Source organism: Anaerococcus faecalis (assembly GCF_013371425.1).
Classification (GTDB): Bacteria; Bacillota; Clostridia; order Tissierellales; family Peptoniphilaceae; genus Anaerococcus; species Anaerococcus porci.
This window is the reverse complement of sequence record NZ_JABVBA010000015.1, coordinates 1-19,658: the sequence shown is the minus strand read 5'-3', so window position 1 is coordinate 19,658 and position 19,658 is coordinate 1. Positions and strand designations below refer to the sequence as shown.

Sequence of the window (19,658 nt, the reverse complement as noted above, 5' to 3'; positions counted from 1 at the left end):
AGTTTATGGAAGAAGTTTTAATTGATGATAATATGGTTTTTGATATTGATAATTTAAAAGGATTTCTTAATGATACCAGTTCATTTGGGTTTATAGCTAAAGAAAATAATAAAATTATAGGATTTGCATATTGCTATACACTTTTAAGACCTGATGGAAAAACAATGTTTTATTTACACTCAATAGGAATGTTACCTAACTATCAAGACAAAGGTTATGGTTCAAAATTATTATCTTTTATTAAGGAATATTCTAAAGAGATTGGTTGTTCTGAAATGTTTTTAATAACTGATAAAGGTAATCCTAGAGCTTGCCATGTATATGAAAAATTAGGTGGTAAAAATGATTATAAAGATGAAATAGTATATGTATATGATTATGAAAAAGGTGATAAATAAATGAATATAGTTGAAAATGAAATATGTATAAGAACTTTAATAGATGATGATTTTCCTTTGATGTTAAAATGGTTAACTGATGAAAGAGTATTAGAATTTTATGGTGGTAGAGATAAAAAATATACATTAGAATCATTAAAAAAACATTATACAGAGCCTTGGGAAGATGAAGTTTTTAGAGTAATTATTGAATATAACAATGTTCCTATTGGATATGGACAAATATATAAAATGTATGATGAGTTATATACTGATTATCATTATCCAAAAACTGATGAGATAGTCTATGGTATGGATCAATTTATAGGAGAGCCAAATTATTGGAGTAAAGGAATTGGTACAAGATATATTAAATTGATTTTTGAATTTTTGAAAAAAGAAAGAAATGCTAATGCAGTTATTTTAGACCCTCATAAAAATAATCCAAGAGCAATAAGGGCATACCAAAAATCTGGTTTTAGAATTATTGAAGATTTGCCAGAACATGAATTACACGAGGGCAAAAAAGAAGATTGTTATTTAATGGAATATAGATATGATGATAATGCCACAAATGTTAAGGCAATGAAATATTTAATTGAGCATTACTTTGATAATTTCAAAGTAGATAGTATTGAAATAATCGGTAGTGGTTATGATAGTGTGGCATATTTAGTTAATAATGAATACATTTTTAAAACAAAATTTAGTACTAATAAGAAAAAAGGTTATGCAAAAGAAAAAGCAATATATAATTTTTTAAATACAAATTTAGAAACTAATGTAAAAATTCCTAATATTGAATATTCGTATATTAGTGATGAATTATCTATACTAGGTTATAAAGAAATTAAAGGAACTTTTTTAACACCAGAAATTTATTCTACTATGTCAGAAGAAGAACAAAATTTGTTAAAACGAGATATTGCCAGTTTTTTAAGACAAATGCACGGTTTAGATTATACAGATATTAGTGAATGTACTATTGATAATAAACAAAATGTATTAGAAGAGTATATATTGTTGCGTGAAACTATTTATAATGATTTAACTGATATAGAAAAAGATTATATAGAAAGTTTTATGGAAAGACTAAATGCAACAACAGTTTTTGAGGGTAAAAAGTGTTTATGCCATAATGATTTTAGTTGTAATCATCTATTGTTAGATGGCAATAATAGATTAACTGGAATAATTGATTTTGGAGATTCTGGAATTATAGATGAATATTGTGATTTTATATACTTACTTGAAGATAGTGAAGAAGAAATAGGAACAAATTTTGGAGAAGATATATTAAGAATGTATGGAAATATAGATATTGAGAAAGCAAAAGAATATCAAGATATAGTTGAAGAATATTATCCTATTGAAACTATTGTTTATGGAATTAAAAATATTAAACAGGAATTTATCGAAAATGGTAGAAAAGAAATTTATAAAAGGACTTATAAAGATTGATTATATAATATATGAAAAGCTATTATAAAAGACATTAGTATTAAATAGTTTAAAAAAATGAAAAATAATAAAGGAAGTGGAAAGATGGATTTAGAAAAAACAAATAATAATTCAATGATTATTAAATATCAAAATACAGATAATGTATTAGAAGATATATGTTCTATAAGATGAATTTCAGGATTATGATATTACATATTTTGTAAGTGATATAGAACCGTTTATATCTAATGATGACTGGCTTAATCAATTTGGGAATATAATAATGATGCAAAAGCCGGAGGATATGGAATTATTCCCACCTGAAGAAAAGGGATTTTCCTATCTTATGCTATTTGATGATTACAATAAAATTGATCTTACCTTATTGCCCTTGGAAGAGTTAGATAATTACCTAAAGGGCGATAAATTAATAAAGGTTCTAATTGATAAAGATTGTAGAATTAAAAGGGACATAGTTCCGACTGATATAGATTATCATGTAAGAAAGCCAAGCGCAAGGGAGTATGATGATTGCTGCAATGAATTTTGGAATGTAACACCTTATGTTATTAAAGGATTGTGCCGCAAAGAGATACTGTTTGCAATCGATCATCTGAACCAGATTCTACGGTTTGAACTACTTAGGATGATGTCGTGGAAGGTTGGGATAAAGACAGAATTTTCATTAAGTGTTGGGAAAAATTATAAGTATATTAACAAATACATTGATGAAGATCTATGGAATAGATTATTATCTACATATCGCATGGATTCCTATGAAAATATTTGGAAGTCATTATTTATATGCCACCAATTGTTCAGGGAAGTGTCCAAAGAGGTAGCAGAACTACTGGGGTTTGATTATCCAGAGTATGGTAAGAACATAACAAGATATACCGAGGACATGTATAAAAAATATGTTGAAAATGACTATTTTTAAAGATTAGCAAAGATTATTAACCATAAGCAAGGGGTGTAAATGTATGGAAAGTACTGATGTTATAAATGAAATTAGAGGTATATTACCTCGTAACTCAATTGGAAAATATGATTTACTAACTATTTTTACACATAAAACCGTTTTTGATAAAATTGTAAAAGTACTATCATTGGATTTTCAAAATAAAGTAGATTATGTGGCTGCCCCAGAAGCAATTGGATGGATACTAGGCACTGCCATAGCCAAAGAACTTGGAGTGGGGTTTATTGGAGTAAGAAAAGGTGATAAGCTGCCATACGCAAAAGAAGAGATTATTTCGACACATTTTACCGACTATTCAGGTCAAGATAAAAGCTTTGAAATATCTAAGAGTTCTATTGTGAGGAACAAAAGAGTTTTGATTGTAGATGATTGGATAGAGACAGGTTCTCAAATGAAGGCTTTAATAGCTTTGTTAGAGAAATTGGATTGCAGCATTATTGGGTTGGCTACTATTGGGATTGATATAAATGAGGTTACTCAAAAATGGATAGACAGCAGTTTTGTAGCTTATATTGGCTCAAACATATAATAAACCGAAAGAAAATCTTGAATCAAAATTTTGGATGGCGTTAATTTACAATACAACGAAAGATGTTTACTCTTTTTTTATAAATTTTAAGAGGCGTTAAAAAACAGTTTTCAGACGAAAGGAGATCGAAGTTGAGTATAGATTTAAGTAACAAAAAAATTCCGAAAGAAGCAATTCAAGCATTAAAAACTATAGCGGAACTACTTGATAATATGTTAATTGGGGTGTATTTGTATGGTTCGGCAGTAATGGGTGGTTTACGTATGAATAGCGATGTAGATATTTTGGTAATAACAAATCAAAGTTTATCTGAAAAAACTCGAAGGAATCTTACAAATAGGTTAATGCTTATATCTGGGAAAATAGGAAACATAAAAGATATGAGGCCTCTTGAAGTTACGGTCATAAATCAAAAGGATATTGTCCCTTGGCATTTCCCCCCCAAATATGAATTTATGTATGGCGAGTGGCTAAGAGAGCAGTTTGAAAAGGGAGAAATTCCTGAGTCGACTTATGATCCGGATTTAGCAATACTTTTAGCACAACTAAGAAAAAATAGTATTAACCTTTTGGGACCAAAGGCAACAGAAGTAATTGAGCCTGTGCCAATGACAGATATTCGAAAAGCAATTAAAGAATCGTTGCCCGGGTTGATAACTAGCATTAAAGGTGACGAACGCAATGTGATTTTAACTTTAGCCAGAATGTGGGTGACAGCATCTACTGGTGAAATCAGATCAAAAGATCTGGCAGCTGAATGGGCAATACCTCAATTACCTTATGAGCATGCCATTTTACTTGACAAAGCAAGAAAGGCTTATCTAGGAGGGTATATTGATAAGTGGAAAGGAATGGATTCTGAGGTGACTGAACTCGTTAATAATATGAAGAAGTCTATAGAGTCTTCCCTTAATCTCTAAAAGGCTGGTGTTGAGAATTCCATTGATAGGTTCTCTCATACCGAAATTTCTTAAAATGGTCAAAAACCGCTGGATATGTTCCCGTCTACCGATAGTTCCAAAAATGCTGCTGATATGTTTCCACAGACGGGCAAAGTAATATGACATCAATGCCATCAACTCGAGCCACGTCGAGGCTCTAGCATTGATGACAAGAGAAAATGAGTAAGGAGTCTTTGAAGGGCTTGAAATCAATAGGTTTATGATTTTTAGGTTGGGTAATGAGATAATAATTTTATTGAAATTAGCGTTCAAAAATATCTCCCGAATACTTGCTTGTAGTGACACCATGAATATTCTGAAAGGGTCGTGTCATCACTTTGGATATTTGGTAGGTCGTGTAAACGGTATGGATGAGGTGACGGATAAGACAAATTTGAATTTTTGGGAGGGAGTTAGATAATGGATTGGATAATTATAATAGCACTATTGATTATATATATTTCATTTAGTGAGGAAATAAAAAAAATTATTAAAATATTAAAAAAAAGTGAAAGAAGAAATCAGGAGGGAAAAGGAATGTCGATAGTAATTCAAGGGTTAAAAAATAATAAATGTAAGATAAATACAGATGAAGCTTTAACATTGGTTGGAAGTACATCAATTACAGGCATTGTAATAGACTCAGATGAGGAATGGATAAAACTTGAATATATTGATAAAAATAAAGATAAAAATATAGCTGTTTTTAGGATAGATTCAATAGATACAATTTTACTTGTCGATTGAATAAGAGTTTAGAGGATAGTATTATGTGGTATATTTTAGGAATTGGAGCAATTATTACAGACATTTTAAATGTTGTATAGTTATTCCAGAACAAAGAATTAAAATGGTTTAGATTTACAAGTCTGTCTTTAACAGCTTTAACTTTATGTGCTTTTTACTCAGATGGAGCACGTAGAAGCAGTGACACTTTTAAAAAGAAAATAATAGCAGAAAAGAAGGTTAAGATGAAAGATAATATATCCGTATTGGGAATCCCAATTGATTTGGGAGCTAGCACTATTGGAACAAGATTGGGTCCAGATTCTATAAGACTAACAGGTTTATTAGAGGAACTTTTGAATATGGGCCTTGATATTTATGATTTTGGTAATATTGATATAAAAAATTCAAATAAAAAGATAAAATTTCCATCAAATATGACAAATGAAGATAGGCTACTTCCTTCTCTTTCACATATAAATGAAGAGGTGGAAAAAATCTACCAAAGACAGTCTTTTCCATTGATATTAGGAGGAGACCACTCTTTGGTCCTTCCAAGCTTTAAGGCGTTTTTAAAGAAATACAAGAATCCTGGACTCATATATATAGATGCCCATGCAGATATAAACACTGAAAAATCATCACCAACAGGTAATGTTCATGGTATGCCTGTTGCAGCGCTTATGGGTCTTTGTTCTAATAAGTTGAATAATATAGGTGGAAGCTATAAATTAAATCCTCAAAATCTTGTCTACATTGCTATAAGAGATATAGATAAGGGAGAAGAGCTAATAATAAAAGAAAAAAATATAAAATATTTTTCAATGGCTGATGTATATAAATATGGTATAGAAGAAATAGTAAGGAAGTCTATGGTTTATCTTGGAAATCTTTCATCTATTTACCTATCATTTGATATAGACTCCATGGATTGCGATATAGCACCAGGTACTGGAGTTCCTGTTAGGGGAGGGTTAAACTATAATCAAGCAAGACTTATCCTATCTCTTTTTGGAAAAGAAGAAAAGATAAGGGGATTTGAATTTGTAGAGGTAAACCCTAGTCTTGATGATAAAAACAAAACTTCAGAAATTGCAAAAGAATTAATACTTGCTTTTTTCGGTAAGTCTTTTATATAATTAATTATCATAATTAAATTAATTAATTGGAGGCAATATGGAAAAGGAACTATTATTTAGAAGGCAATTTATAATTGGAAAAAATATTGATAATAAACTAAACTGGAATAAGACACAACTTTCAAATGAGCTTGTACTATATAATCATAAAGATTTAAATATCGAAATTGAAGAAAATGATGAAACAAAATTTATACTTTTAGGATTCGCTGTTGATCCAGATCATATCAGCTGGTCAAATAGTGATATTATAAAAAATATAGCTAAAAAATCAAGAAACTTTAAATCAATGGCTGAACTTACTATTAATCTTGGAGGAAGATGGTTAATTATTTTTGATAGGGATAATGAATTAAAAATATTAACTGATCCTGCTTCATTAAGACGATTATTCTATACTAAAAACAATGAATTGTTAATAGGTTCTAGCATTGCTATAATTAATTATTATAAAGAACAAAATTTATCAAGGGATCCAAAACTTCTAAAATTTATTAATTCAAAATTTTATAGAATAAACGAAGATGAATGGTATATAGATGGAACTATTTATGATAATATTTTTAAAGTTTTACCTAATACCTACCTAGACGTTATAAAAAGAAAGACTTTTAGATTTTGGATAGATATTGACAAGACCGGATATGAAGAAAACATTAAAAGGGTAGCTGATATATTAGTTAATGAAATTAAGGCTTTATATTCTAGGACAGATAATGTATTTTTATCTATATCCTCAGGGCTAGATTCAAGAATTATGTTAGGTGCAATCCATAAGGCAAATTTAGACATTAAGGCCTTTGTATCTACTATGAATTTTCTTACTGAAAAAAGTTCTGATGTCTATATACCTAAGAAAATTTTATCTGACTATGGTGAAGAATTAATAATTTTAAATAATTTAGAAGAATTAAGAGAAGATTTTTTAGATATATATGAACGTAGTATTGAAAGCGCTAGAAAGTTACCTAAAAACTTAACTATTCAAGCCATATATGATAGGTTTGATAATCCATATATCATAACAGGAAATGTTGCCGAAGTAATAGCACATGATTTTGATAAAGACGATGCAAAAGATGGTGCAGAACTTTCAAAATTAATTGGCTTACCTAAAGATATTGATTATTTTAATAAATATCTTGATCAATGGCTTGATAGCATAAAGCCATTATTAGAAGAACATGAAGATATAATACCAATGAAGTTATTTAGATGGGAAATAATTACTGGTAATTGGGGAACATTATATCAAGCTGAGTCTGATATAGCTAATGAAGAATTTCCTCCATTCAATAATAGAGAAATTTTTCTAAGATTTTGGCAAGCATCTCTAGAAAAAAATTGTGGTAAATATGAAGTATATATAGATGTACTAAAATTATTGGATGAAAAACTACTAGATTATCCAATAAACCCATTAAATAGAAAAGAAAAAATAACAAAGTTTTTAAAGAATAATATTTCTCATACTAATTATATGAGATTAAGAAATTTACTAAAAAGTTAATAAAAATTATAAGTATTCATAGAAAGCAAATATTAGAAATAGAAATCTATAATGAAACTTATCTAAAAGTTTTAACTATAATATTAATTTATGATGAAAAGAAATTAAATTTAGTATTCAAATAGGGGATTGAAATAACTTTTAATAGACAAAAATTTTTTGAGAGATTAGCTTTATAAAAACTGATTTTAAGAGTATTTATAAAAATTAAGGTCTCTTGCAGAATGAATTAATCCCTGCATCAGTACAAGCTCCTTCACGACAATTTGGATTTCTTGAGTGTTAGACTACTTTCAAATTGTCTATGAGTAACTTGTAATGATGCAAGGTTAGAAATTCATAATTTTCAATAATCCCTTAATTTTTAGATATCTTTAAAAGATTTATTTGAATTATCTCTCATTATTTTTAACCAGCTGCTTATTGCAAATATAATTCCAAAGATTATTAATATAAATATTATTAAAATTGGAAGATAGTTTATATTTAAGATAAGCTCTTTTATTGCAAAGGACAAGTTATAATCACTTCTATATGCTCTTGCGGCTATTCCTGCAAAAAACATCAGGATATAAGCTAGTAAAATATTTACGAATAAGCTCTTTCCTTCTAAGAAGACCATCTTTCTCATTTGCTTTTCTGTCATACCTGTAGTCGATAAAAGCTTGAAATCAGTACTTCTCGCTCTAAGATTTCCCTTGAAACTATTGTAGGCGTTAGAAAGAGCGATGGTTATAAGAATAATTTGGATGGCTAAATTCAATAAACCTGTATTTCTTCTCTCTTCTTTATCCATGGCTGCCTTTACAATATCTGTGGTAGTGTCGTGGTCTGACTTTGAAACATAGGTGGAAATCACATTTTCAGCTTCTCCAAAGACTTTGTCTTTATTATTTTCCACTTTAAATTTTACAGAGTAATAGTAAACGGGGTTTGACTTATCTATTCCATATTTTTCTACAAATTCTTTAAAATTACTTTCGCCGGTAAATATGGCTATCTCATTACTATCGTATGCTTCTAAATCATAGGGCATTTCATCTATTGTTCCATCTATCTTCACCGGCATTGACTCCGCATACTTATTATAGTATCTTAAGGAAACTTCTCCGTTTTTCTTATCAGAGATATTTATATATTCCTTAAAGGCATAAGGCGTCTTGTTCTCTTTTGCTATTTTATTAAGCAATATATAAGAGGCTTTTGAAAGATTATTTTCTTTTAAAAGCTTTTCAAAATCCGCGTCTGTCAAGGTGTATATCCTTGCATATAATTTGTCTTTCGTTTTTTTACCGCTATCTAACGATTCTTTTAAATCCTTAGAAATAAAATCTTTATTGTCATCTACATAAAACTTTGTATCATTTTTTTGATAGATGTGCAATTGATCTATGCCTTTGACTTTTTCCAAATCCTTCACAAGATTTTTATCCAAAAAATCGCCTCTATAAATACTAGATTTAAAATTATAAGGACTTTTGTAGTTGTTATATTTTTCATTTAAGTGTCTATAAGATTGGCCGACTAAAAATATCGTTAAGACAAAGGCTGAAAGCGCCATTGAAAATACAATAATTTTATAAGTTGACCTATAAGATCTATAATAATCTTTTGCAAGAGTTTTTTCTATTGGACCATTTATTTTTGACTTGCCCAATTTAATATTTTTTTCTGTAATTCCATTTAACCCTTCAATAATTTTTAATTTTGAACTTCTTTTTGCCGGCATTTTTGCTGAGAGATAAACCATTAACAGCGATAGTAAAATAACGATTATAATAGATCCTACCCTTGGAAATATAAAATGGAAGCTTTGAGATTTTACGATTTCCCCCAAAATGTTAGATATATTTTTATATGAGATGGCATTGTTAAGCCACATTAAATACATAAGTAGGTTAGCAAAAGCCCAAGACAGAATTATTCCAAGTGCTATTGGAAGAGTCGAAAGTTTTAGTGCTTTGAGCCTAACCATTTTTTTAACCTGTCTTTTCGTCATACCTACACTTTTTAATAGGGCAATCTCGCGCAAATCTCTATTATTCCAAACATTAAAAGCACCATATATGATAAAGGCAAAAAGTATGCAAAGAAGGATGGCGGCTCCATATTTCTCAATTGCTGAACTCACTACATTTTTAGGAGGTATAACACCATTTGGATAGACCATCTTATATTCCAAAATATCTTTATTATAAAATAATCTCCCAATGTCCAAGGCATGCTTTTCGTCTATATTCATCTCAGATAAAATCTCTCTAGTCTTAGTATAAGTGTCCCTTAAATTTTTAAACCAGATCTGTGCTTCAAGTCCACAGCCGTCCTTGAAGAAGTCTTCCTTTTTATCACTGGCAGCAAGACCTATAAGCAGAGATTCTTCGAAGGAGTGCTCGAAGTCATCGTAAATGCCAACTATAGTATAGGTCTTTTCCTTGAGTTTGATTTCTGAGCCTAAATGGTACTGTTTATTTTTTATTAAAAACTCTCCCGGAACTAAAAGCTCATTTGTATTTTCCGGCATTCTTCCTCTTTTTACCTCATAGCCTAATAGACTACTTTTATCCCCATTCTCATAAATAGTCGCATTTAAATCTGTCTTTATAGCTTTGTTGAAAGAAATTTTTTCTATATCCTTATCGCTTTTTAATCTGTCATAGAATTTTTCATCAACTTCTGTTATTGAAACGTGATAGGTACCAAACGTTTTCTTTACATAATTATACTGATCAAGTCTTAGAGAATCATAAATAAAAATAATGGTCCCTAAAAGTATAACAGCCAATAGAATTGAAATTTTAATAGCTAAGGTATCTTTTTTGTTGTTTTTTACTGCTGCATCGGCAAGATCATTAATGATTTTCATAAGACTCATCTCCTAAGAAATTTAATCTGCCATCCACCATCTTATAAACTTTATTGCAAGAATTTGCAACTTTTTCATCGTGAGTTATTATCATGATCGTGGAATTTAATCTTTTGTTTACAAGTCTAAAGAGTCCCGTAATTTCTTCTGAATTTCTTCTATCTAAATTACCTGTGGGCTCATCTGCTAAAATTATAGCTGGTCTTGTAACAAGACTTCTGGCAATGGCAACCCTCTGTTGCTCGCCACCAGATAATTGTTTCGGATATCTGTCGAGTTTATCCTCAATTCCTAAAAGTGATAAAATCTCTTTGAAATATTCTTCATCTACTTTCTTATTATCTAGTAAAAGAGGAAGTAATATATTCTTTCTAATATTAATATTGGGAATTAAGTTAAAAAATTGATAAACGACGCCAATATTTCTCCTGCGAAATACGGTCATTTCGTCTTTATTGAGTTTGGTAATATTTTTATCCTGAATAAAGATATCTCCACTAGTAGGATTATCTACTCCTGCAAGAAGATGAAGTAAAGTAGATTTTCCCGAACCACTATCTCCAATAATTGCTACTAGATCCCCTTTTTCCATTGTAAAATTCACATTTGAAAGAGCCTTTACTTCTACTCCATTATTATATGTCCTTGATAAATCTACAGTTTTAACTATATTCATATTGTCCCTCCTTAATCTTATTTAGATAATAATAGACTTAAGTGACAGGAAAGTGACTAGAAAAAAAGACTAAGTTTTTATTTTTAAAACAAAGTCTTTAAATCAAATCAATTATAAAATCTTAATTCAAATGTATTTGATTTTTTCCCTCTATGATATAACAATTCCCCATTTTGTTTTTCCATAACGGACTTCGCCATAGGAAGACCAATACCATAGCCTTTTGATTTGGGATTTGCTTTATAAAAACGCTTGAGAACTTTCTCAAGCATTTGTTTATTCATACCTTCAGAAAAATCTTCCACAATTATACTTTTATACAAATTCGTTTCTTTAAGATATATTTCAATATGCTTATTTTTCGTTGCTTCTATTCCATTTTTTACAACATTAAAGACTGCTTCATAAGTCCAATCTTTATCACATATAAGGATGAAGTCATCTCCATGAAGAGAGATATTGACATCACTCGTTGAAAAATAGTCGGAAATATTTATAATTATTTCTTCCACAAATTCCTTAACCGAAACTTTATCTTTTGACATTTCAATTGTACCTGAATCAAGAGAAGCAAGTTCTAACAAAATATCCGCCAAATTGTAAAGCCTTAGTAAATTATCTCTAAGCCTAGTGATGTATTCTTTTGAATTTTTATCTTCACTGCCTTCCAATAGGTCAATTAGTAGTAAAGATCCAGTTAAGGGTGTTTTTATCTGATGTGCGATATCTTCTGTGTATTCTCTCAAAGTTTCTTTGTTCTTTTCTGAATTATCAGCAATTCGCTTGTTTTCTAATATTATTTTTATTATTTCATCTCTTAATTTTCCAAATTCATCATCTCTTATTTCCTCATTGCTAGAATCTATATTTAACGAATGCAAGAGAAGAAAAATATTATTTATTTTGTCATCCAATTCCCTTTCTTTTTTCTTCTCCCTTTTTACAAGCAATAGAAATAAAAAAAGATTTATTAACAAAAATCCTAAAAGTGTTAGAATATCAAATCTAGGACTAAGATAAACAACTATAAGGCATAGCAATAAATTTAGTGTTACTATTAAAATAATATTTTTGTATTTATTCCAAAGAGTCATTGTCCCACCTATATCCAATCCCTCTAACCGTTTTAATATGCTTTCCATATCTACCAAGCTTAGATCTTAATCTTTTTATCGTCACTGTCAAGGTATTGTCATTTACTTCATATAAATCATAACCCCATACATAATCAAGCATTTTTTCTCTAAAAAGATTTATATTTTGATTTTCTAAAAGCATTTCAAGAATAGAAAATTCTTTTAAGTTAAGGTCTATGTTTACTCCATCAATACTAGCTGATTTCGATGTAAAATCTAAAGTTAAATCTTTAAATATTAAAGTATCCGTCTTTTTGACCTTTCTTCTAAATACATTGTCAATTCTTGCTTTGAGTATAGAAAGAGAAAAGGGCTTAGTAATATAGTCATCAGCTCCTTGAGAAAGTCCTTTAACAACATATTGATCTTCACTTTTAACCGTAAGCATAATAATAGGGATATCTGAAAATTCCCTTAAGTATTTTAAAAAATTAAAACCAGAGCCATCAGGAAGATTTGCATCAAGCAAGATTAAATCAAAATCACTAAAATTTATATTTTCTAAACTAGAAAGTTTATCATAGACAACAGTTTTTATACTATATTTTTTTAAATAAGTCTTTACTGCAAATGCAATTGTGCTATCATCTTCAATCATTAATATTTTCAATTTTAAACTCCAATATTTAGATAAATCATATTTGAAATACCTATAAATTCTACAAAGTTTTATATACTTGCACTATCATCTAGTTTTAGCTTTATTATTATAGGTAATATTATCTCTTTTTTCTATAATTATAATAGTAAAATCAAATATTTCGCATTAAAATAATATTTACTTATAAAACTTTTTAATAATATTATACTATATTTTACAATTAATCTTTATAAATTATTGAAACAGCTTTATTTCACCATTTTACAATTAGATTTTCTCTATTTAATATAAGCTATAATGGTATACTATAAGTAGAATTATGCGATTATAAAGGGACTGTTGTGAAACGATAGAAATTCAAGATTTTGCAACAGATTCATTTTATAAACAGAAAATCCATTCCTAAAATAAGAGGAGTAAACAATGAAAAGTATTTTAATTATAGAAGATAATAGAGAAATTGCTTTAGAAATGAAAAAATATTTAATGAATAATGGCTATGATGTGAATATTGCATCTTCATATTACGAAGCAATCTATAAGATGAATGTCGACATAGATGTAGCTCTTTTAGATATCAATCTTCCAGATAAAGATGGGTATAAGTTGATAGAAAAATTAAAGAAAAAGGATATTAGAGTAATAGTTACTACAGTAAAAAATGATGAAGACTTTATTATTCATTCCCTTGACCAAGGAGCAGATGATTATTTAGTCAAGCCCTTTTCTTTAGCTATACTTAGGGCAAGAATTGATGCTGTTCTTAGGACTATTGTCTTGGCTGAAGATAAAACTATTACTTATAAAGACATAAAAATAGATTTAATTAAATCAGAGGTCTACTTTAAAAAAGAACTAGTAGAATTAACAGCCCTTGAATATGAGATTCTTTTATTATTTATCAAAAATCCTCACAGAGTCTATACTAGAAGTCAACTTTTAGAAATGTTTTGGGAAGATAGGGATAAGTTTGTCAATGACAATACTCTAACATCAACTATCAAAAGAGTAAGGGAAAAGCTTGATAAGGAAGTAATAACAACAGTTAGGGGAATAGGATATAGGATGGATTAGATGATTTATATATTATGGATGCTAAGTCTTTTATTTCTCTATTATATTTTAGAAAATAAAAAGAAAAAGAGAATAAATGAGATTATAAATTTAATTGATAATATGAAAAATCAGGACTACAAAATTCCAATTAAGCAAGATGACTTTTCAATTTTAGAGGATAAAATTTACAAGATATTTATAGAAATAGTAGAGGCAAAAGAGACAAGTAATAAAAATAGTGAAAAACAAATTGAATATTTAGAAGACATAGCTCATCAAATAAAAACCCCTATAACTGGAATGTTATTTTCTATTGAAAATCTAGAATCAGAATATCCCGAGATAGAAAATATAGAAATCTTAAAAAGACAAATTCTAAGATTAAACTCTCTTGCTGACATTTTACTAAAACTTTCGAGTTTAGATGCAAATAAGGATATGATGAAAAAAGAGAAATTCAGCTTGCAGGAATTAGTTGACTATGCTTTGGATAGTTTTACTTTAAAGAAGAATATTAGATTAGAAATTCAAGATATATTAAAGGAAAATATAATTTGTGGCGATTTTTATTGGTTAGCAGAAGCTCTTATAAATATCTTAAAAAATGCTAATAATAGAATAGACTGTAATAAAATTGCCATAAGCTCATCAAAAAATCCTCTTTATACAAGTTTAGTAATTTCAGATAATGGTGGGGGAGTTGAAAAAGAAAATATGACGAAAATATTTAAAAGATTTTATAAAACACCAGACTCTGATGGATTTGGGATAGGACTTGCCATGGTAAAAACTATTGTAGAAAAAAACAATGGAGAAATTTCTGTAAGAAATACTGAAAATGGTGCAAGTTTTGAAATTAAATTTTATAATGTCACCTAAAAATCACTTTAATTTTATACACTTGCCACAAGTTTACAGAAGGAGGCAAGTATGGAAATATTAAAAGTTGAAAATTTAAGAAAAGAATATGGAGAGGAAAATAATAAGGTCGTAGCCTTAGATGGTATTGACTTAACAATTGAAAGAGGCGAATTTGTCGCAATCGTAGGACCAAGCGGGTCGGGTAAATCCACACTTTTACATATTATAGGTGGTGTAGATAGTCCTGATGATGGCAAAATATATATTGATGGAAATGATATTTCAAAGTATTCATCAAAAGAATTAGCTTATTTTAGGAGAAGAAAAGTAGGCTTAATTTATCAATTTTATAATTTGATACCAAATTTAACAGTTAGACATAATATAGAACTTCCGCTAAAGCTCGATAAAAGAAAAATAAATCAAGATGAATTCCTAGATATTGTCAGAAAACTTGGAATAGAAAATAAGTTAGAAAGCTTTCCAAGTGAATTATCAGGAGGTCAACAACAAAGAGTAGCCATTGCTAGAAGTTTAATATATAGTCCATCAATAATTTTAGCAGACGAGCCCACAGGAAATTTAGATAGGAAAAATTCTAAAGAAATAATAGAGATTTTTAAATACTTTAACAAGACTTTAAAACAAACTATTATTTTAATTACTCATGATGAAGAAATAGCTTTGCAGGCAGACCGTATCATTACAATAGTCGATGGCAAAATAGTAGGAGATGAAATAAATGAATAAGAAAAATTTTCCTATTTTTATCTCACTATTTATTGTAAGTTTATTTTTTACAGTAGTTTTTTATTATGGTTATACAAATAAACAAGCTAATTATAGAAATATTATGTCATCTAATTTTAATCATGCTGAAATTAAAAATAAATTATCAAATGAAGATGTTGAAAAGCTAAAGTCAATTAATGATATTAAATTAATTGGTAAAATTTCCATTGATTCTAATAATGCAAAACTTAATAATGATTTAATAGTCATTAATTATCAAGATGAAGCGATTAATAAAATGAGAGAATTTTCAAGACTTCAAAAAGGAAGATTTGCTGAAAGCAAAGATGAAATAGTATTGTCAGAAAGCTTTATAAATAAAAATAAGCTTAAACTAGGAGATAGAATAGAACTTGAACTAGGCAAAAGATTTTTAAATGGCGAGGAGATAGAACCTACAAGTCCAAATACAGGTAGGGATAAATTTAAAGGCACTTCTATTAAGAGTTATACAATAGTAGGTATTTATGGAGATGTATACAACGAGTATAGTAGATTAAATTTTGCTTTAGGACTACAAGATAAGATGACTAAGTTTAGAACTTTTATAAAGTTTGATTCTTTTGAAGATGCTTATAAAAATAGGGCTGAAATTCAAGAGAAAATAAATAACAAACTTGGCAGAAATGTAGATTTAAAATTTTCAGAAAGCCTGATAAATTATTATGGAGTTGAAGATGAACCTTTACAAAATATTATGAGTAAAGCAGTTATTGTATTGTCGATTCTTGGATGCATAGTCTTATTTATATTTTTTATAAAAAATATTTTTTGGGTTTGGGGACTTAGAAAAATAAGAGATCTTTCTATATATAAATCCATAGGGTCGACAAATTCACAAATTTATTTACTGCTTTTAAAAGAAGGATTACTAATAGCTATATTTCCAATACTTTTAGGTCACTTATCTGGTTTTTACTTTATATATAATCTTTATAAAAACATCCAAAGAGGAAATGGAGTAAGTAGTTTTGAAGTGGTCAAGTTTAACCCGCTATTAAGTTTAGCAATACTTTTAGTATCCTTTATAATTGTAGCATTTGCTATAAAATCACCTTCTAAAAAAATTTCTAAAATTAATATAATTGATGGAATTAGAGGTAATATTGATTTTTCTAAATCCAAGAAAAAAAGGGCGAAAAACTTATGGCAAGAGCTAAAACTTAATAACATGGCTTCAATAAAATCACAAAGATATATTTCTGCCATAGGTATAATTATTATTTCTGTATTTATAATTGTAATAGGTATTGCAAATTATTACACAGATTTTAATTCCTATGATACTGAATATAATATTTCAGTTGACTATTTTAGTGAAAAAAAAGAAATTCCAAAAGTTTTAAAAGATATTGTTTGCGAAATTCCTAATAAAAAAGCCTATATAAGCAAAGAAAAACATGTTAATGTTAAAAATAATAAAGAATTTTCTAGTGAAGCTAAAAAGGCAAATTTAGATCAAGAAGTTGAAAAAAATATAAAAAAACATAAAGCAGAAGGTATAGATGGTTTAATAATTGCATTGGAAGAAAGTGACTTTAAAGAACTTGGGGGAAATAGGGGAGAATTTATACTATACAATAGGGTTCAAGAAGATTCTAGTGTACCAATAAGAAAAGCTAAAATGATTAAATATTTTGAAAATCCTACAAGCCTTGATATAAGTTTTTCAAATGATTATAAAAGGAATATTAAAATTGCAAAAACAATTGAAGATTTAGGAAAATATAAATCTAGGGTCTTGCCTTTTGATGTAAATATTTATACTGATTTTGACACATACTTTAATCTTATGGAAAAATCAAAAGATGAAAAATATAAGAATTATCCCTTTGAATTAAATATGAAAGTTGAAGATTCTAAGATTAATGAGGCAAAGAAATATATAGATACTATTATTAGAGAAAAAATTTATCCTGAAGACAGATTCAATATTACAACAAGTCAAGAGGTTGATACCAATCGTGAAAAAGACATAAGGTCATTTATTAAACTTACAGCAGCCATAGCATCAATAATATTTGTATTAAATATAACTAATGGATACTCTTCTATAAATTTAAGCCTAATGAGTCGTCAGAAAGAAATAGGAAGCCTTTATTCTTGTGGAATGGATTTAGATGAACTTAAAAAAGCTTATGAGAAGGAATTTATAGGAGAACAAATAAAGTCCTTTATAATTTCTATATTAATAAGTCTAGGAGTTATGATTGTTATATCTGTTTTATCTTCTAAGTTAACAATGCTAAATCTTATTGAATACTATGATTATAAGATTTTCATAGGATTTTCTTTATTAGTTTATTGTATAAACTTACTGATATATCATTTTTCATTAAAGAGAATTTTAGATAGACCAACTATTGATTTAATTAGAACAATTTAATTTTAGAAAGCTTAGGTTATATATTGATTTGAAAGTATTACTAGTTAGTAAATTTCATCATATTCAGCCAATTAAGATAATTAAAGAAAGAAATACAAATCAAATTTTAGTTTTAGATAAATCTAAAATCAAAAAGTGTGGAAATTATAATGATATATTGAAATATGAAAGTTTATATAATGATTAATTAAAATTAAATAAAAAATTTTCTTTAGTGCTGTCAAATATATAATAAGGTATTTCACACAATATATTTGACACTAAATCATAAATTACATGTCTACTTATATGTCTTATTACATTTAAATTGGGATAAGAGAATGGTATGATATTAATAATATGAATATTATTTTTACAATTAGTTTAAGTATTGATATTAAGAATTGTATTTAATTTATATAAAAACTAATAATTAAAATTATGGAGGTGATTTTTTGAGAGTATATGAGAATAAAGATGAACTTAAAAATGAAATAAGTAAAGCATTTGAGAAATATATTTTAGAATTTGATAATATTCCAGAAACATTAAAAGATAAGAGAGTAAATGGAGTTGATAGAACTCCAGCAGAAAATCTTGCTTATCAGGTAGGATGGACAAGCTTAGTTCTTAAATGGGAGGAAGATGAAAAAAGGGGACTCCAAGTGAAAACACCATCAGATGAATTTAAATGGAATCAGCTTGGTGAATTATATCAGTACTTCACAGATACCTATGCACATAAATCACTAAAAGAGTTGAAGGAACAACTGACAAATAATATTGAGGGTATTTATTTAATGATTGATTCATTGAGTGAGGAAGAATTATTTAAACCACATATGAGAAAATGGGCTGATGAAGCAACTAAAACAGCGGTATGGGAAGTATATAAATTTATTCATGTAAATACTGTTGCACCATTTGGAACATTTAGAACAAAAATTAGAAAGTGGAAAAAGAATGCTCTAGCTTAGATTTTTAACTTATTGAGAATAAAGGCGTTAGTTGAGGTGTTTTATAGTAAAATGTATACAAATATATCTATAAACAATCTGAGAGATAAAGTCATTTTATAACAAAGAAGCAGCTGTATGATATTTGCTTGTACCAATAATTCACTTAGTAGAAATGTAACATTTTTAAGGAATAAATTAGAATTTGGAGATATGTTTATGACAATATTAAAAATTATTATAATAATGTTAGGTGTGACTTTTTCAATATTCGGATATTTAATTTTTTTTAAGAAAAATTATAAGTTAATTAATAATTTTGAAGTTGACTATAAAGCAGGCAGAAAAACAGAATCCTATGCAAAAAAAGTTGGTATTATCGAATTAATAATTGGCATAGTTTTAACTTTAGTTGGTCTTTGTATTATCATAATTAAATAGATAAATTCAATATTGTACAATAAAAACAAAAGATTTTATAAATTCTTATTAAAGATGACAGAGAAATAAGCTGACCCCACAAAGTTGGACCTAATATCAGAGTTAGAACTAGACTAGCTCTGGTATTAGGTCAAATGAGACTGTGTAAAGTTTTGTGTATAGAAACCTCCTGATTAGGGTAAAGAAAAACTAACCAGGAGGAATTTTTATGCCAAGAAAAAGACCGGAAACAAGAAGAAGTAAAATAGCAAAAATGTTAATTGA

17 protein-coding genes and 1 pseudogene are annotated in these 19,658 nt (G+C 28.1%); 14 read left to right on the top strand and 4 right to left on the bottom strand.

Features of this window, described 5'->3' with window-relative positions; genetic code table 11:
• Positions 1 to 5: 5 nt before the first annotated feature.
• The 8 genes and pseudogenes from HV819_RS10795 to HV819_RS10760 all read left to right on the top strand — a co-directional run bounded on the left by HV819_RS10795 (position 6) and on the right by HV819_RS10760 (position 7,647).
• Entirely contained in the window at positions 6 to 398 is a 393-nt protein-coding gene (locus HV819_RS10795; RefSeq protein ID WP_000393259.1) for a GNAT family N-acetyltransferase, read from the top strand.
• On the top strand, positions 399 to 1,838 hold the full coding sequence (locus HV819_RS10790; protein ID WP_001028144.1) for a bifunctional aminoglycoside N-acetyltransferase AAC(6')-Ie/aminoglycoside O-phosphotransferase APH(2'')-Ia: 1,440 nt from the start codon (positions 399 to 401) through the stop codon (positions 1,836 to 1,838). It abuts the gene before it with no gap.
• Positions 1,839 to 2,007: 169 nt separating this feature from the next.
• Positions 2,008 to 2,760, top strand: a pseudogene (locus HV819_RS10785) (aminoglycoside 6-adenylyltransferase); the annotation flags it as partial.
• A 43-nt stretch (positions 2,761 to 2,803) separates the two neighbouring features.
• Positions 2,804 to 3,331 carry a phosphoribosyltransferase family protein gene (locus HV819_RS10780; protein WP_002294507.1) on the top strand — a complete coding sequence of 176 codons (528 nt, stop codon included), beginning with the start codon at positions 2,804 to 2,806 and terminating at the stop codon, positions 3,329 to 3,331.
• 131 nt (positions 3,332 to 3,462) lie between these two features.
• A complete protein-coding gene (gene ant(9) / locus HV819_RS10775; RefSeq protein ID WP_027622104.1) occupies positions 3,463 to 4,251 on the top strand; it encodes an aminoglycoside nucleotidyltransferase ANT(9) in 789 nt (262 codons plus the stop codon).
• A 558-nt stretch (positions 4,252 to 4,809) separates the two neighbouring features.
• Positions 4,810 to 5,019, top strand: coding sequence for a hypothetical protein (locus tag HV819_RS10770; protein WP_154538955.1), 210 nt, complete (start codon positions 4,810 to 4,812; stop codon positions 5,017 to 5,019).
• Between the two features lie 224 nt (positions 5,020 to 5,243).
• Complete coding sequence (rocF, locus tag HV819_RS10765) at positions 5,244 to 6,137, top strand: arginase (protein WP_176270212.1); 894 nt, start codon at positions 5,244 to 5,246, stop codon at positions 6,135 to 6,137.
• A 37-nt stretch (positions 6,138 to 6,174) separates the two neighbouring features.
• Positions 6,175 to 7,647 (top strand): hypothetical protein, encoded by a 1,473-nt coding sequence (locus HV819_RS10760; RefSeq protein ID WP_176270211.1) that lies wholly within the window; start codon positions 6,175 to 6,177, stop codon positions 7,645 to 7,647.
• Positions 7,648 to 8,011: 364 nt separating this feature from the next.
• Here the strand turns inward: HV819_RS10760 and HV819_RS10755 are convergent, their stop codons facing one another.
• The 4 genes from HV819_RS10755 to HV819_RS10740 form a co-directional block, all read right to left on the bottom strand.
• Positions 8,012 to 10,510 carry an ABC transporter permease gene (locus HV819_RS10755; protein ID WP_176270210.1) on the bottom strand — a complete coding sequence of 833 codons (2,499 nt, stop codon included), beginning with the start codon at positions 10,508 to 10,510 and terminating at the stop codon, positions 8,012 to 8,014.
• Entirely contained in the window at positions 10,497 to 11,186 is a 690-nt protein-coding gene (locus HV819_RS10750; protein ID WP_154538951.1) for an ABC transporter ATP-binding protein, read from the bottom strand. The genes HV819_RS10755 and HV819_RS10750 overlap by 14 nt, the downstream gene beginning before the upstream one ends.
• Before the next feature lie 107 nt (positions 11,187 to 11,293).
• Entirely contained in the window at positions 11,294 to 12,280 is a 987-nt protein-coding gene (locus HV819_RS10745) for a sensor histidine kinase (RefSeq protein ID WP_154538950.1), read from the bottom strand.
• Complete coding sequence (locus HV819_RS10740; protein ID WP_154538949.1) at positions 12,264 to 12,932, bottom strand: response regulator transcription factor; 669 nt, start codon at positions 12,930 to 12,932, stop codon at positions 12,264 to 12,266. Before HV819_RS10740 ends, HV819_RS10745 begins: the two co-directional genes overlap by 17 nt.
• Positions 12,933 to 13,346: 414 nt before the next feature.
• Here HV819_RS10740 and HV819_RS10735 point away from each other — a divergent pair, with 414 nt between their 5' ends.
• The 6 genes from HV819_RS10735 to HV819_RS10710 all read left to right on the top strand — a co-directional run bounded on the left by HV819_RS10735 (position 13,347) and on the right by HV819_RS10710 (position 19,394).
• Positions 13,347 to 13,997, top strand: a complete 651-nt coding sequence (locus HV819_RS10735) for a response regulator transcription factor (RefSeq protein ID WP_176270209.1) — start codon at positions 13,347 to 13,349, stop codon at positions 13,995 to 13,997.
• Entirely contained in the window at positions 13,998 to 14,858 is an 861-nt protein-coding gene (locus HV819_RS10730) for a sensor histidine kinase (protein WP_176270208.1), read from the top strand.
• Positions 14,859 to 14,909: 51 nt separating this feature from the next.
• The gene (locus HV819_RS10725; protein WP_176270207.1) at positions 14,910 to 15,590 is read left to right on the top strand and encodes an ABC transporter ATP-binding protein; all 681 of its coding nucleotides are present in this window, start codon (positions 14,910 to 14,912) and stop codon (positions 15,588 to 15,590) included.
• Entirely contained in the window at positions 15,583 to 18,018 is a 2,436-nt protein-coding gene (locus HV819_RS10720; protein WP_176270206.1) for an ABC transporter permease, read from the top strand. Before HV819_RS10725 ends, HV819_RS10720 begins: the two co-directional genes overlap by 8 nt.
• A gap of 434 nt (positions 18,019 to 18,452) precedes the next feature.
• Complete coding sequence (locus tag HV819_RS10715) at positions 18,453 to 18,974, top strand: ClbS/DfsB family four-helix bundle protein (protein WP_176270205.1); 522 nt, start codon at positions 18,453 to 18,455, stop codon at positions 18,972 to 18,974.
• A gap of 198 nt (positions 18,975 to 19,172) precedes the next feature.
• Entirely contained in the window at positions 19,173 to 19,394 is a 222-nt protein-coding gene (locus HV819_RS10710; RefSeq protein WP_176270204.1) for a DUF3784 domain-containing protein, read from the top strand.
• Positions 19,395 to 19,658 lie beyond the last annotated feature (264 nt).